This is a genomic window from Peptacetobacter sp., from assembly GCF_029264495.1.
GTDB lineage: Bacteria > Bacillota > Clostridia > Peptostreptococcales > Peptostreptococcaceae > Peptacetobacter.
Map to the genome: position 1 here is coordinate 1 of NZ_JARIBH010000035.1, position 15,536 is coordinate 15,536.

The window sequence follows — 15,536 nt, forward strand, 5'->3', positions numbered from 1 at the left end:
AGGATTCAGTAGTATGCACGTTTATATAATATATTTAATATTGCGTGCCACTTGTAGAATGTTGTGTATTTGTATATACCCTCTATTATTTTAACTATAAGTAAAATAAATATATAAAATTATAATAAAAAACTATAGATTAAATATAAATATTGGGATTGTAGCAATAATTTGCAACAGTCCCTTTTTTTCTCTTTTTATAAATTGATAAATTTGGTATAATATAATATGGTATAAAATATTGACATTATGCTCAGAGTTTGTCATTTGATTAAATTTTGATTTGAAATTAAAAAATGGCAAAGTTCATTAAAAGTATGATATAGATCATATATTTTTAAATTTTAAAAATAGGTGGCGATTTATATGGAAAATATAAGAGAAAATATTGAAAATATAAGAAAAAGAATAGCTGATGCAGCACAGAGAGTTGGTAGAGATACTGATGATATAAAGCTTATTTCAGTTACAAAAACAGTTGATATTGATAAGGTTGAAGAGGCAATAGAAGCGGGTTCTTTAGATGCTGGTGAAAATAAACCTCAAGAGTTAGCTAGAAAGTACGATGTGCTTGGAAATAAAATTAGATGGCATCAAATAGGTTCATTACAAACAAATAAAGTAAAATATATAATTGATAAGGTATGTATGATACATTCTCTTGACAGAGAAGGACTTGCTGAAGAAATAGATAAAAGAGCTAGTAAAATAAATAGAGTTATTGATTGCCTTGTTCAAGTTAATATTTCTGGCGAAGAAAGTAAGCATGGTATGACTAGAGAAGAAGTAGAACCATTTATTAGATTAGTATCAGAAAAATATCATAATATAAAAATAAAGGGTTTAATGACAATGGCACCATTTGATGCAGAAAGAGATGAAATAAGAAAAGTATTTAGAAATCTTAAAGAACTTTCTGAAGAAATAAATAATATGAATATAGAAAATGTTGATATGACAGAGCTTTCTATGGGTATGACAAACGATTTTGAAATAGCTATAGAAGAAGGTGCTACAATGGTTAGAGTAGGAACGGCTATATTTGGAAAAAGAAATTATAATAAATAAAATCATTAATATTGGAGGAAATAAAAATGGCAAAACTAATCGATAAAGTTAAAAATATGTTCAACGATGACGATTTAGAATATGATGAATATGAAGATGAATTTGAAGATGATGAGGAAGAGATAGAAGAAGTAGCAGAAGATGACGAAGAAGTATCAGATTACAATGCTTTATCTTCTAATAAAAAAGTAGGAAAAGTGATAGATTATCCTTCTGGACAAATGAAAGTAGTTATTTATGCACCTAAAATTTATGATGAAGCTACTCAAATTGCAGATGCTTTAAAACAAAGAAAAACAGTAGTTGTAAATTTAGATGGAGTATCTTCACCACAAGTAAAAAAATCTATTTTTGATTTTTTAAATGGAGCTGTATATGTACTAGATGGGGATATACAAAAAGTAGCAGGCTCTATATTTATACTTGCACCAAATAATGTAGATATAGATGCTAGTGTAAAAAAAGAGCTTGAAAGTAGAGCACTTTTCCCTTGGCAAAAATAATTTAAATAAAAATGAAAGAGGGAATACAAATGAATATATTAAGAATATCTTTAGCATATCTTATAGATATAATTTCATGGATAATAGTAATAAAAAGTTTATTTACTTGGATACCATCACTTATGAACACAAAATTGTATCAAATAATGGATGAAATAACAGAGCCTATTGAAGCACCGATAAGAAAAATACTTTATAAAAATTATTCTGCTAGTATAGATTTTTCACCAGCTATAGCAATAATAATATTAATATTCTTGAAAGGTTTATTATTATAATGGATAAAATTAAATTAACTAATCATCTAAAGGATATAGAATTAAAAAATAAGATGTTTAGATTGATAGATAAAGCAAATGTGTGTTTAAAAAATTATGAAATAAAAAATACTGAATTTATGAATCCATATGAAATAAAAAATGCAAAAGATATACTAAATTCTGAAATAAATATAAAATATCATTCTGATGGAGGATATGAAAAAGCAGAGAGAAGTATAATATCTATTTTTCCATTTTATGTAGATTATGAAGATATAGATTCCCCGATAAGATTTATACAGATAGAAGGCAATTTTAAGTTTAGAAGTATATCTCATAAAGATTATTTGGGCTCTATATTAGGTCTTGGAATAAAAAGAGAAAAAATTGGAGATTTACTTATACATGATGAATTTTGCCAAGTAGTCGTAAGTAGTGATATTTGTGACTATATCGTTTTAAATCTTACAAAGGTAGCTACAAATAAAGTAAAAGTTAGAGAAATAAAACGAGATGAGTTATTGCCATCAGAAAAAAAATATAAAGAGATATCTTTTACAATTTCATCAAATAGATTAGATTGTGTAATAAGTGGAATATATAATATGTCAAGACAAGATAGTTTAAAGTATATAAATGCGGAAAGAGTTAGTGTAAATTATGAAAAAATTAGTTCTGCATCAAAAGTTGTAAACGCAGGGGATCTTATTTCAGTTAGAGGAAAAGGAAGAGCAGAAGTTATTGAAATAGGAGAAGAAACAAAAAAAGGAAGACTAAAAACAAAAGTTAGAATACTATTATAATCGAGGAGACAATCATGATAACACCACAAGAAATAGAAGAAAAAATTTTTAAAAAATCTATGAGAGGATTTAACTGTGAAGAAGTTGATGAATTTTTAGATGATTTAAGAGTAGATTATGAAAATCTTATCAGAGAAAATGACTCTTTAAAAGAAAGATTAAGAATGTATGGAGATCAGTTAAATAAATATACAAATATAGAAGATACTTTAAAAGAAACATTAATAACTGCACAGACTGCTGCAGAAGATACAACTTCGGCAGCTAATAAAAAAGCGAAAATAATAGTAGAAGAGGCAGAATTTATAGCAAAACAAAAAATAGATGAAGCCAACAGTAGAGTTCTTGAAATAAGAAAAGAATACGATAATATAACAGCGGAATTTAAAATATTTAAGAATAAATTTAAATCTCTTTTAGAAAATGAAATAAAAAATATTGATGAAATATGCTCTAATATAGATACAGGTCTTGCAAGTCAGTTTGAGTGGAGAACTGTTATGAATAGTTATGGAGAAGAAGAAATACCAAATAGGAATTATGAAATAAATTACTCAGAAGAACAAGAAATAAATGATAATGAAATAGAAGAAAGTAAAGAAAAAGATAATACTTCTCCTGAAAGCATATTTGGAATGTAGAAATAAAATTATCCAATTTTGAGATAATAAAGAATTGTCTGAAAAAATAAAAAGTAAGTATTGACTATTTTAAAAAGATAGTATATACTTTCAAAGTATAGAAAACAAAATCTTTAAAAGCTATGATGAAGACAGTAGGTTTAGAATATATTTTTACAGAGAACTGGAGTTGCTGAGAACCAGAGAATAATCTAAATTGAATATCACTTCGGAGTTGAATGCTGAAAGATTTATCTTATTTAAGATTTATCGAATAAGTTATTCCGGTAATGTGCCGTTATACAGAAGAGTGTCGTATAATTTTTATTTATACGGAATTAGGGTGGTAACGCGATTAGACTCGTCCCTTTGTTTTACAAAGGAGACGAGTTTTTTTATTTTGGAAAACTTTAAACTAAGATAAAGGAATATTTTTAGAAAGGGTGATTATTTAATGGCAAATTTTAAACCATTAGTAGATACTTCTGTAAAAGATGCAGAAGCAAATGTATTTGATTATTGGCAAGATATCAATATATTAGAAAGAACATTAGAAAAAGGTGAAAATGATCCTAGTTTTGTATTCTATGAAGGGCCTCCAACAGCAAATGGAAATCCAGGAATACACCATGTTGTTGCTAGAACTTTAAAAGACTGGGTATGTAGATATAAAACAATGTCTGGATTCCAGGTAAAAAGAAAAGCTGGTTGGGATACTCATGGACTTCCAGTAGAAATACAGGTAGAAAAAGAATTAGGCTTAGCAGATAAACAAGCTATAGAAGAATATGGAATAGAAAAATTCTGTGAAAAATGTAGAGATTCTGTATTTACATTTGAAAAACAATGGAGAAATATGACAGAAAGAATGGCATATGAAGTAGACCTTGATAATCCATATATAACTCTAGATAATAATTATATAGAATCAGTTTGGTGGATTTTAAATAAATTTAATAAAGAAGGATATGTATATGAAGGACATAAAATACTTCCTTATTGCCCAAGATGTGGAACTGGATTAGCATCTCATGAAGTTGCTCAGGGATACAAAGAAGTAAAAACAAATACATTAGTGGCTAAATTTAAAAAATCTGGAACTGAAAATGAATATTTCCTAGCATGGACAACTACTCCATGGACATTACCATCAAATGTATCTTTAACAGTAAATCCAGAAGTTACGTATATAAAAGTAAAACCTGCTGATGTGGATGAATATTACTATCTAGCAGAACCATTAGCAGAAAAAGTTTTAAAAGATAGAGAATATGAAGTAGTTGAAAAAATGCTTGGTAAAGATTTAGAGTATGTTGAATATGAACAGCTTATGGACTTTGTAAAACCAGATAAAAAAGCATTCTTTATAACTTGTGCAGATTATGTAACAACTGAAGATGGTACAGGTATAGTACATACAGCTCCAGCATTTGGTGAAGATGACTATAATTGTGGTAGAAGATATAATTTACCAGTTCTTCAACCTGTTGATGAAAGTGGAGAATTTACAGCAACTCCTTGGAAAGGTAAATTTGTAATGGAAGAAGGACTAGATGTTGAAATAATAAAATATCTAGCAAAAGAAAATAAATTATTCAGTAAAGAAAAAGTAGCACATAATTATCCACATTGTTGGAGATGTCAGACACCACTTGTTTACTATGCAAAACCAAGTTGGTACATAGAAATGACAAAATTAAAGGATAAATTAATAGAAAATAATAATACTGTAAATTGGTATCCGGAATTCGTAGGTCAAGGAAGATTTGGAAACTGGTTAGAAGAATTAAAAGACTGGGCTATATCAAGAAGTAGATATTGGGGAACTCCTTTACCAATTTGGAGATGTGAATGTGGAAATACTGAATCAGTAGGATCTAGACAGGAACTTGCTGATAAAGCTATAGAAACAGTAGATCCAAAAACAGTAGAACTTCATAGACCATATGTTGATGAAATACATTTAAGATGCCCTGATTGTGGAAAACCAATGACTAGAGTAAAAGATGTTATAGACTGTTGGTTTGATTCAGGTTCAATGCCATTTGCTCAACATCATTATCCATTTGAAAATAAAGAAAACTTTGATCAGTTATTCCCAGCAGATTATATCTGTGAAGGTATAGATCAAACAAGAGGTTGGTTCTATTCATTATTAGCTATATCAACATTTGTAATGGGTAAAGCACCATATAAAAATGTTTTAGTTAATGACCTTGTTCTTGATAAAAACGGCAAAAAAATGTCTAAATCAAGAGGAAACACTGTAAATCCATTTGAATTATTTGATAAATATGGAGCAGATGCATTAAGATGGTATCTATTATACGTATCTCCACCATGGACTCCAATAAGATTTGATGAAGATGGATTAAAAGAAATCCAATCTAAATTTATAGGAACAATAAAAAATGTTTATAATTTCTTTACACTATATGCGAATATGGACAATGTAAATCCAGGAGATTTCTTTGTTGAGTATAAAGATAGACCAGAATTAGATAGATGGATACTTTCTAAATTTAATAATTTAAAAGCTGAAATAGAAGAAAATCTAGAAATATTCGAAGTAAATAGAACTATAAGAAGAATACAAGAATTCTTAAATGATGATTTATCTAACTGGTACATAAGAAGATCTAGAAGAAGATTCTGGGAACCAGAATTAAATGAAGATAAAAAATCAGTTTACAATACAACTTATGAATTATTAACAGAATTATGTAGAGTAATAGCACCATTTGCTCCATACTTATCAGAAGAAATGTATAGAAACTTAACAGGAGAAGAATCTGTACATTTAGCATCTTATCCAAGATGTAATAAAGAACTTCTTGATGAAAAACTTGAAGAAAAAATGGACTTAGTTAAAAACTTAGTAACTCTTGGTAGAGCATCAAGAGAAAATGCTAAAATAAAAGTTCGTCAACCATTAAAAGAAGTTTTAATAGATGGAAAATATAAAGAAGTTATATCTGATTTAGTAGATATAATAAAAGAAGAGTTAAATGTTAAAGAAGTAGTATTTGTTGAAGATTTAAGTGAATATATGAACTACAGCTTAAAACCAAACTTTAGAGAAGTTGGTTCTGTGCTTGGTAAAAAAGTAAATACATTTGCAAAAACTCTAGCTGCATTAGATGCCCATGATACTGTAACTAAATTAGAAAACGGAGAAAAAATAACAGTAGAACTAGATGGAGAAAACTTTGAATTTGGAAAAGATTATGTTTTAATAAATATATCTGCTAAAGAAGGATTCAATGTATCTATGCAGAACAATGTATTCGTTTTATTAGATACTGAATTAAATGAAGAATTAATAAATGAAGGATTTGCAAGAGAATTTATATCAAAAGTACAGCAATTAAGAAAAGCTGCAGACTTTGAAGTTCTTGACAATATAGTAATAGATTATTGTTCAGATGAAGAAATAGCAAAAGCTGTTGCTGAGTTTGAAGAATATATAAAATCTGAAACTTTAGCATTAGAAATAAATAGAGTAGAAGATGAATCTATAGAAAAACATAACTTAAATGACCACATGACAGGTATAAAAGTGACAAGAAAATAATTATATATTGATATATAAAATATTCTATATATAATAAGCTATAGAAAAATAACTTAATATATAATATAATGATAATGTTGTATTTAATTAAAAGAAGTGTTTCGGTTTCCGAAGCACTTCTTTCATGTGTAAAATAAATATAATTTTATTATAAAATAGGAGGATTATTTATGAATGATAGAAAAAAAGGTATATCATTAGTATTGATTGCTACGACTTTTTGGGGAATGATGGGAATTAACAGTAGAACATTATCATTAGCAGGATTATCTGCAATGGATATAGCATTTATTAGATGCTCAATAGCTGGAGTATTATTTACAATATATATGCTAATAACAAAACCTAATGAATTAAAGCAAAAATTTTCAGGTATATTTGTAGGATGTATATATGGAATAGTATGTTTTGTGTTAGGATTTATGACTTATAATATATCAGTAGAAAGAGTTCCTATATCTGTAGCTACAGTTTTAATGTTTACAAATCCAATTTGGGTATCTATATTTGGGACACTAGTATTTAAAGATAAAATGACAAAGAAAAAATTATTTGTAATATGTATGTGCATATTAGGATGTATATGTATATCAGATATAATGTCAACTGGAGGAGCTAATTTAGATATAATAGGAATAATAGCAGGTCTTACAAATGGTATGACATTTGCAATGCAAATTATAATACCTAGATTTTTTGAGGGCAAATACTCAAAAGATGCAATTTTAGTTTATGGATTTATATCAAGTACAATAGTATTATCATTTTTCACAGATTTTTCTGCGATTTCATCAGCAATAGTTGGAGAAAATTCATTCAAAGTTGTACTAAACATGCTTGCAATATCTGTTTTATCTACTTTTATAGCTAGTACATTTTATGTTAAGTCAACAGAATATATAGAAACACAAGTAACAAGTATATTAGTTTCTTTAGAACCAATATTAGGAAGTATATTTGCTTTCTTTATATTTGGGGAAACTATGTCTCAAACACAATTATTAGGAGCTGTAATAGTAATACTTGCAGCATGTATATTAGAGTCTGATTTATCAAAAGTAACAGAAAAGATATTGATGTTATTACCAAATAAAGAGAGAAGTTAAAAATAGATTAAATAAAAAACTATCGATTGAAATTTAAGTAATCGATAGTTTTTTTATACTAATTCCAAATATCTACAAGGCATTTAGAAATATCAGCAAAAGGTATCTCTTCAGATTTTAATATACTTTGCATTACTAATCCATCTACAATAGAGATAAGTAAAAAAGATATAGCATCAGCTCTATCCTTATGTTCTTCAGAAAGATTTTCAATTAAAGAATTTTTAAGAGCTAATCTCCAAGCTCTATATTTTTCTTTAAATTGATTTCTTAAATTTTCATTTTCAGTTATAGCTTCACAAATTAAATACATATGTATTCTACCTGTAGAAGAAATAGTTGATATATTGTCCATAACAAGAGAAACAAGATCTAAATCACTTGTCCCATTTATATTTTTTACACACATTAAAACAGCTTCATTTATAATATTCAAATGAACATCTGCTATTTCAGAAATTATATCATCTTTAGATGCATAATAATAATAAAGAGTACCTTTACTTATATTTGTATTTCTAGCAATATCAGCAAGACTGGTATTTTTTACACCCTGTTTTGTTATAAGTTTTATAGTTGTATCTATTATAAGTTGTTTTGTATTATTATTAGATTTCATATTAACACCTTTCTTTATGTATTATAAAATAATTATAATCTTATATATTAATACTGTCAAACGTATAGATTTATATAATTTAATATGGTATTAATAAAAATATAATTGAGATAGATTTTAAAAACAAAAAATAGAAATAGATATTGACACTAGGTACTAAAAAATATATACTAAAAATATGCAAAATTTTTTAAAATTACATCAGTCGGTCGACTGATTTAAAAGAGGGAGAAATAAAATGAAAAAGGTCAGAATAATAACAGATAGAGCATCTGATTTAACAAAAGATATCATAGAAAAGTACAATATAGAAATAGCAGAAATGGATATATCGTTTGGAAAAGAGGTATTTTATGAAGGAAGAGGAATTACACTAGAAGAATTTTATAAAAAAATGAAAAAAGAAAAAGAACTTCCTAAAACTGCATGCCCTTCTCCAGAAAGATTTATAAAATTATATAAAAAAGCTGAATCAGATATATTGGTTCTATCAATGACTTCAAAACTATCAGCAACATATAATAGTGCAGTACTTGCAAAGAGTATATATAATGAAGAAAAAGTTGAAAATAAAATAAATATAATAGATACTATGACTGGTTCTATTGGGCAAGGTCTTATAGTAGTTTATGCAGCACAACTTGCTGAAATGGGTAAAAGTTTAGAAGAAATATCTGAAAGTGTAGAAAAGATAATAAATAAAAATAAACTTTATGGTGTTTTAGAAACTTTAGAAAATGCAATAAAAGGTGGAAGAATAAGTAAATTATCTGGAAGTATAATAAATACATTTAACTTAAAACCTATAATAAAGGTTGAAGATGGATTAGTAATTCCATTTGAAAAAGCAAGAGGAGAAAAAGCTAGTATTGAAAAATTAGTAAGATTATTTTTAGAAAAAGATACAGAAAAAAAGACTTTATTTATAGGACATTCTAATTGTTTTGAAAAAGCTATTAATTTAAAAGAAATAATATCAAAAAAAACTAATTATAAAGAAGTGGTGATATGTGATATAGGTAGTGTTATGGGGACATATGCTTCTGAAGGATGTTTACTACTTAGCTCACTAGAATTACCAGAAAAAATATTTAATTAAATGAATTTTAAAATTTAGAGATATAAGAGTAAATAAATATTTAATATTTAAATTTTAAAAATAAAAATTTAAGTATAAATTTTTGAATATTAAATTGAGGTTAAGATATTGTTAATTCAATAAAAAAATATTGAATATATAAATTAAATATTATATAATCGTCTAAAATACTATTTTAAGGAGAAAAAAATGGATTCTGACGAGGAGAAGAGTAATAAAATATTTTTAGGGTTTGAATATAAGTACAAAAAAAATTATTATTACAAAATTTTACATTGGGATAACATAATCAAACTTGTGTGTTAATATATTAAATTTTTAAAATTATAAAATTTAAAATTATAAAATAAATAACACATAAGGAGAGAAAATGTATAAACAAATAATATTTCAGATTGTATTAATAGCATTAAATGCTTTTTTTGCTATGACAGAGGTAGCATTAATATCAACAAATAAGATAAAATTAAAAAAATTATCAGATGAAGGAGATAAAATAGCCGGTAAACTTATGGAGATTTCTAAAGATCCATCTGAATTTTTATCTACAATACAGATAGGTATAACTTTAGCAAACTTTCTTGCAAGTGCATTTGCTGCAGATGGATTATCAGGTTACCTAGCAGACTTTATATATAATACACTTAATTTAAAAGTATTATCTTATGAAATGACAAATACAGCTTCATTGATAATAATAACTTTAATATTATCTTACTTCACACTTATATTGGGAGAGTTAGTTCCTAAAAGAATAGCTATGAATAAACCACTTGAAGTTGCAAAATTTGCCTGTATACCAGTATCAATAATATCTACAGTTGTTAGACCTGCTGTAAAATTTTTATCTTTTTCAACTAATTTAGTTCTTAGACTATTAAAAATAGAGGATAAAGATGAAGAAAATAAAATTACTGAAGAAGAAATAAGAATGATGATAGACTTGGGAAATAGCGAGGGCGATATAAACTCATATGAAAAAGAGCTTATAGATAATGTGTTTGACTTTTCTGATTCAAGTATTAGAAATATCATGACACATAAAACAGATATAGTATCAATATTTGAAGATGATAGCATAGAAGATATAGAAGATAAAATTCATGAAACAGGTTATTCAAGGTATCCAGTATATGGAGAAAATGAAAATGATATAAAAGGTGTTTTATATGCTAAAGATTTCTTTGCAAAATTACATGGGTATTCTGTAGATGAAAATAATATCTATAAAAATAAAATAAAAGATAATGGAATAGTAGATATTATTAGAAAAGCGTATTTTATACCAGACTCAATAGATCCTGTAACCTTATTTAAAAATATGCAAAAAAGGAAAATTCATATTGCCATTGTAATAAATGAATATGGAGAAAATATTGGTATAGTAACAATGGAAGATTTATTAGAAGAGATTGTCGGAAATATATATGATGAGTTTGATGAGTATGAAGACGATAATATAAAGATTTCTGATAAATCATGGAAAATAAAAGGAAATACAACATTAGTAGATTTGTCTGAAAAGATAGGTATAGAATTTCCAGATAATTTACCTTATGATACAATATCAGGTGCTATTTTAAATAAGATACAGAGAATACCAAATAACGATGAAAAGTTTGAAGTCGATATTTTTGGAATGAAAGTAAAGGTTGAAAAAATAGAGTCTAGAAAAATTGAAGAAGTTATAATAACTATTAATTAGTTATTTAGATTATTCAAATAAATATAATATATAAAAATAGGAGCTAATATTTAGCTCCTATTTTATTGTATTAAATTGTAATAAAATTTTTGTTTTAGTTATTCCGTAAGGTTAAATATTAGCCAACAACAACTAATTCTTTATTGTATTTGTTTAGGTTTTCGTAACCATCTTCAGTTACTAATATAAGGTCTTCTATTCTAACACCGAATTCTCCTGGTAAATATATACCTGGTTCAACTGAGAATATCATACCTGGTTTTAATTCGTCTGTATTAACAGATGAAACATCTCCCATATCATGGCATTCTAGACCTATAGAATGTCCTGTTCTATGAGTGAAGTATTCTCCATAACCTTTTTCAGTTATATAATCTCTTGCTGCAGCATCTATGTCGCAGAATCTAACACCTGGTTTAACCATTTCTATTGCTCTTTTGTTAGCTTCAAGAACTATTTCAAATATTTCTCTTCCTTTTTCAGGAACTGATTTGAAGAATACTGTTCTTGTCATATCTGAGCAGTAGTGGTCTTTTATACAACCAAGGTCAAGTATTATAGCATCTCCTTCTTTAACATATCTGTCTCCTGGTTCACCATGTGGGTTAGCACCATTAGCAGCGAATCCTATTATTGGATCGAAAGATAATCCATCTGCACCAAGATCTTCATATATACCTTTAAGTACAGTAACTAATTGTTTTTCAGTTAAATCAGCTTTAACTTCTTTCTGAAGTCTTTCAACAGCTTTGTCATTTAAAGCAGAAGCTTTTCTCATTAATTCTTTTTCTTCTTCATCTTTGCACATTCTTAATCTGTCAACTATATAAGAAGAGTTAACGAATTTGCTTCCAGCACCGTGTTCCATTAATCCTAATAAGAATCTTGCTGGCCAAGTTTTATCTATACCCATAACAGCGTTGTGGTCAACTCTGTCTGCTACAACTTTTATAGCATCATCAGTATCTTTGAATATAACTTTTTCAACACCAAGATCTTCTTCTATTGGGAATAATTCATTAACGAATAATTTATGATTGCCATCTACATTTAGGTAAAGAGCGAAAAGTCTTTCTCCTGTATGTAACATTAATCCTGATAGATAGAATATTGAGTAAGGATCACTTACTATCATTTGCTGTATTCCGTCTTTTTTCATCTGTTCTAAAACGGCATTTAATCTCTGAGTTTTCATTGGAAACTACCTCCTGGCTATTTATAAAATTTTATTACCATAATTAATTTTATCACAATAATAGAAAAATGGAATAGCTTTTCACTAAAAAAATAAAATATGATTTAAAATTATTATTATTTTATTTTTAATTTGGCGATAATTTCTTCATTAGGTGTAACATATGCAGTGTTATTAGTTTCGTATATAACCATTCCTGGTTTTGCACCACTAGGTTTTTTAACATTTTTTTTCTTAGTATAATCTACTGGCACTTTTGCTGACATTCTAGCTTTACTATAATATGCAGCTAAAACAGCACCTTCAAATAATGTTTGATCAGAAGGTTCATGACCTGCACATTTTATAATAACATGAGAACCTGGAATATCTTTTGTATGCATCCAAACATCATCATTGTCAGCAAGTCTTAGAGTAAGGTAGTCATTCTGTCTATTATTTTTTCCAACTAAAATCTGATATCCTTCAGAAGATTTAAATTCTAAAGGTGCAGTAGATGGTTGGATTTCTTTTTTACCGATTTTTTTCTGTGATTTAACATATCCTGTTTTAATTAATTCTTCACGAATATCTTTTAATTCTTTGAGATTTTCACAATTTTCTATCCCAAGTATAGTGTTTTCAAGATATTCAACTTCTTCTTTTGTCATTTCCATTTGATGGGTAATTTCTATTTTTGCATTTTTTAGTTTATTATATTTTTTAAAATATTTTTGTGCATTTTCTGAAGGAGTTAAATTTTTATTTAAAGATATAGTTACAGTATTATAATTTGGATCATAGAAATTCTGAACATCTATACTTTCCATACCTTTCTCAATCATATAGATATATGATGTGATAAGCTCTCCTTTAACTTTATAAATTTCTGCATTTTCAGATTCATCAAGCTCTTTTTGTTGTTTTTCTAATTTATGAATAAGCCTTTCAAGTTTGATAGAGATATTTTTCTTCATAACAGAAGCTTTTTGATTAATTCTATCTTTAATATCTTTAGTTTTATAATAATCTTCTATTGCATTAGAAATACTATCTTTATGAATAGTAGTAAATTCATGATACATATTCATATTAATACAGCCAAAATCTACTATTTTGTCAATTTTTTCGTTAAGAATAATACAAGGTGAATAATTTCCTTCTTTTATATTTTTGAATAAATTTTCAAATGAATTAAAAAGATTTTTAAAATCGGAATCTGAAAGTGAAGAAGTAGATTCACCTTTTTCTACGCCAGCTCTAAAACAGATTTCTCTAGCTATTGAAGGACTTATTCCTAAAAATTCTGAATAGATAGATTTAAAACAAGGTCCTTCAAAAGATTTGATTCTATTAGAAAAATCTTCAAGAGAAATATTTTCAAGTGGATTTAACTTATCTTGAGCTGGAGGAAGATTGTAATCTTGTCCTGGAAGAATTTGTCTAACTCTACTAACACTGACGGGAATTCTTTTAGCGGCGTCTACTATTCTATTTTCATTTCTCTGGACAAGTATAATATTACTGTGTCTTCCCATTATTTCAACATAAATATCTTTAATAGTCTTTTCCTTTAACTCATCAAAAGATTCAACGCTTATCTTTAAAATTCTTTCAAATCCAACTTGTTCGATATTTGTAATAATACCTCCTTGAACATATTTTCTAAGAAGCATACAAAAAACAGGAGCTTTTTTAGGATTATTCTTCTTATAATCTTCAGCTAAATAAACTCTTGGATTTGATGCACTTGCACTAATAACAAGTTTATAGTTAATTTTATTATTTCTTATTTGAAGAAGTATTTCGTCTTCTTCTGGTTGATATATTTTATCGATTTTTGCTCCATTAAGCAGAGAATTTAATTCGTCTGCAATTGAATGGATAACTAATCCGTCTAATGCCATAATTTTTCTCCTCTCAAAATGTTTATCATTTAATTATATCATATATATCTTTTGTTTAATCTTATCAGTTTTAAATTTTTGAAATAATGAAAAATAAGTCAAAAAAAAGATGCCACTTAAAAGAGCGACATCTTTTATATTATAACTTAAAGTTCTTTTGTATTATAATTAAGGTCTTAATCCTTTTCCACCTTCAAGAGTTATTGTTTCACCACTCATATATTTGAAATCAGGTGAAGCTAACTGAACACAAACACGTCCAATTTCTTTTTCAGGATCTCCAAAATGTCCAGCAGGTGGCATTTTTACATTTTGTTTAAATGCATCTGGATATTCTTGTTCAAATTTTTCAAGTTGAGCAGTCCAAGCAAGAGGGCAGATTATATTTACATTGATTCCAAATTGTCCCCATTCATTAGCAGCAACTCTACTTAATCCACGAACACCTTCTTTAGCAGCAGCATAAGCACACTGTCCAAAGTTTCCAAATAAACCAGCACCTGATGCGAAGTTGATTACACTTCCTTTAGTTTCTTTTAAATAAGGTAAACAAGCTTTCATATAATAGAAAGTAGCATAAAGTCCTGAATATAATGCTAAATCAAACTGTTCAGTTGTATGATCTTCTAAAGTTACACCAGAAGCAGAAGCTTGAGCATTATTTACAAGAACATCTATTCTTCCAAAAGTATCCACTGTTTGTTTGATAACATCATTTACAACAGCTTCATTATCTGCACCTGAGCTTACATCAGCTCTAACAGGTAAAACTTTAACACCATAAAGTCTTTCTATTTCTTCTTTAGCAGATTCAAGTTTTTTTACATTACGACCTGTTATTACTATATTAGCACCTTCTTTAGCAAATGCTGTAACTATACCATATCCTATAGATCCGCATCTACCATCACTTAATACAGATCTACCACCACCAGTAACAATTACTGTTTTTCCATCTAAAAAGCCCATATTACATATACCCCTTTCATAACCTAATACTATATATAAAATTTATTTTTTTTATATTACACTTATATGATACAATGTTTTAGTTCAACATTCAATAGTTTTCTGAAAAATATAAAAATTCACAAACAT

At 27.2% G+C, this 15,536-nt stretch carries 13 protein-coding genes and 1 other annotated feature; of the genes, 9 read left to right on the top strand and 4 right to left on the bottom strand.

The window, feature by feature from the left end; translation table 11 throughout:
- Positions 1-366 precede the first annotated feature (366 nt).
- The 7 genes from Q1J78_RS03430 (at position 367) to Q1J78_RS03460 (ending at position 7,934) form a co-directional block, all read left to right on the top strand.
- On the top strand, positions 367-1,068 hold the full coding sequence (locus Q1J78_RS03430; protein WP_300278925.1) for a YggS family pyridoxal phosphate-dependent enzyme: 702 nt from the start codon (positions 367-369) through the stop codon (positions 1,066-1,068).
- 26 nt (positions 1,069-1,094) lie between these two features.
- Positions 1,095-1,571, top strand: coding sequence for a cell division protein SepF (locus tag Q1J78_RS03435; protein ID WP_300278928.1), 477 nt, complete (start codon positions 1,095-1,097; stop codon positions 1,569-1,571).
- Between the two features lie 29 nt (positions 1,572-1,600).
- On the top strand, positions 1,601-1,849 hold the full coding sequence (locus tag Q1J78_RS03440; RefSeq protein ID WP_300278930.1) for a YggT family protein: 249 nt from the start codon (positions 1,601-1,603) through the stop codon (positions 1,847-1,849).
- Positions 1,849-2,634: a YlmH family RNA-binding protein gene (locus Q1J78_RS03445; protein WP_300278933.1), complete on the top strand. Its 786-nt coding sequence runs from the start codon at positions 1,849-1,851 to the stop codon at positions 2,632-2,634. Before Q1J78_RS03440 ends, Q1J78_RS03445 begins: the two co-directional genes overlap by 1 nt.
- A 14-nt stretch (positions 2,635-2,648) precedes the next feature.
- Complete coding sequence (locus Q1J78_RS03450) at positions 2,649-3,275, top strand: DivIVA domain-containing protein (protein WP_300278936.1); 627 nt, start codon at positions 2,649-2,651, stop codon at positions 3,273-3,275.
- Between the two features lie 113 nt (positions 3,276-3,388).
- Positions 3,389-3,626: a binding site (T-box leader), on the top strand.
- 82 nt (positions 3,627-3,708) lie between these two features.
- Positions 3,709-6,828, top strand: coding sequence for an isoleucine--tRNA ligase (gene ileS, locus Q1J78_RS03455; protein ID WP_300278939.1), 3,120 nt, complete (start codon positions 3,709-3,711; stop codon positions 6,826-6,828).
- 170 nt (positions 6,829-6,998) lie between these two features.
- The gene (locus tag Q1J78_RS03460; RefSeq protein ID WP_300278942.1) at positions 6,999-7,934 is read left to right on the top strand and encodes a DMT family transporter; all 936 of its coding nucleotides are present in this window, start codon (positions 6,999-7,001) and stop codon (positions 7,932-7,934) included.
- 58 nt (positions 7,935-7,992) lie between these two features.
- Here the strand turns inward: Q1J78_RS03460 and Q1J78_RS03465 are convergent, their stop codons facing one another.
- Complete coding sequence (locus Q1J78_RS03465; protein ID WP_300278945.1) at positions 7,993-8,553, bottom strand: TetR/AcrR family transcriptional regulator; 561 nt, start codon at positions 8,551-8,553, stop codon at positions 7,993-7,995.
- 238 nt (positions 8,554-8,791) lie between these two features.
- Between Q1J78_RS03465 and Q1J78_RS03470 the strand changes: the two genes are divergently transcribed.
- Entirely contained in the window at positions 8,792-9,652 is an 861-nt protein-coding gene (locus tag Q1J78_RS03470; RefSeq protein ID WP_300278948.1) for a DegV family protein, read from the top strand.
- A gap of 370 nt (positions 9,653-10,022) precedes the next feature.
- Positions 10,023-11,357 (top strand): hemolysin family protein, encoded by a 1,335-nt coding sequence (locus Q1J78_RS03475; RefSeq protein WP_300278951.1) that lies wholly within the window; start codon positions 10,023-10,025, stop codon positions 11,355-11,357.
- 118 nt (positions 11,358-11,475) lie between these two features.
- Here Q1J78_RS03475 and Q1J78_RS03480 read toward each other — a convergent pair whose 3' ends face one another.
- The 3 genes from Q1J78_RS03480 to Q1J78_RS03490 form a co-directional block, all read right to left on the bottom strand.
- Positions 11,476-12,552 carry a M24 family metallopeptidase gene (locus Q1J78_RS03480; RefSeq protein WP_300278954.1) on the bottom strand — a complete coding sequence of 359 codons (1,077 nt, stop codon included), beginning with the start codon at positions 12,550-12,552 and terminating at the stop codon, positions 11,476-11,478.
- A gap of 116 nt (positions 12,553-12,668) precedes the next feature.
- The gene (locus tag Q1J78_RS03485) at positions 12,669-14,438 is read right to left on the bottom strand and encodes an Rqc2 family fibronectin-binding protein (protein ID WP_300278957.1); all 1,770 of its coding nucleotides are present in this window, start codon (positions 14,436-14,438) and stop codon (positions 12,669-12,671) included.
- A gap of 168 nt (positions 14,439-14,606) precedes the next feature.
- Complete coding sequence (locus Q1J78_RS03490; RefSeq protein WP_300278960.1) at positions 14,607-15,407, bottom strand: SDR family NAD(P)-dependent oxidoreductase; 801 nt, start codon at positions 15,405-15,407, stop codon at positions 14,607-14,609.
- Between the last annotated feature and the right edge of the window lie 129 nt (positions 15,408-15,536).

Bases quoted from the DNA above. Each gene is read 5' to 3' on its own strand.
- Q1J78_RS03460 (WP_300278942.1), top strand. From the start codon at position 6,999: ATGAATGATAGAAAAAAAGGTATATCATTAGTATTGATTGCTACGACT.
- Q1J78_RS03435 (WP_300278928.1), top strand. From the start codon at position 1,095: ATGGCAAAACTAATCGATAAAGTTAAAAATATGTTCAACGATGACGAT.
- Q1J78_RS03490 (WP_300278960.1), bottom strand. From the start codon at position 15,407: ATGGGCTTTTTAGATGGAAAAACAGTAATTGTTACTGGTGGTGGTAGA.
- Q1J78_RS03465 (WP_300278945.1), bottom strand. From the start codon at position 8,553: ATGAAATCTAATAATAATACAAAACAACTTATAATAGATACAACTATA.
- ileS (WP_300278939.1), top strand. From the start codon at position 3,709: ATGGCAAATTTTAAACCATTAGTAGATACTTCTGTAAAAGATGCAGAA.
- Q1J78_RS03475 (WP_300278951.1), top strand. From the start codon at position 10,023: ATGTATAAACAAATAATATTTCAGATTGTATTAATAGCATTAAATGCT.
- Q1J78_RS03485 (WP_300278957.1), bottom strand. From the start codon at position 14,438: ATGGCATTAGACGGATTAGTTATCCATTCAATTGCAGACGAATTAAAT.
- Q1J78_RS03445 (WP_300278933.1), top strand. From the start codon at position 1,849: ATGGATAAAATTAAATTAACTAATCATCTAAAGGATATAGAATTAAAA.
- Q1J78_RS03450 (WP_300278936.1), top strand. From the start codon at position 2,649: ATGATAACACCACAAGAAATAGAAGAAAAAATTTTTAAAAAATCTATG.
- Q1J78_RS03430 (WP_300278925.1), top strand. From the start codon at position 367: ATGGAAAATATAAGAGAAAATATTGAAAATATAAGAAAAAGAATAGCT.
- Q1J78_RS03440 (WP_300278930.1), top strand. From the start codon at position 1,601: ATGAATATATTAAGAATATCTTTAGCATATCTTATAGATATAATTTCA.
- Q1J78_RS03480 (WP_300278954.1), bottom strand. From the start codon at position 12,552: ATGAAAACTCAGAGATTAAATGCCGTTTTAGAACAGATGAAAAAAGAC.
- Q1J78_RS03470 (WP_300278948.1), top strand. From the start codon at position 8,792: ATGAAAAAGGTCAGAATAATAACAGATAGAGCATCTGATTTAACAAAA.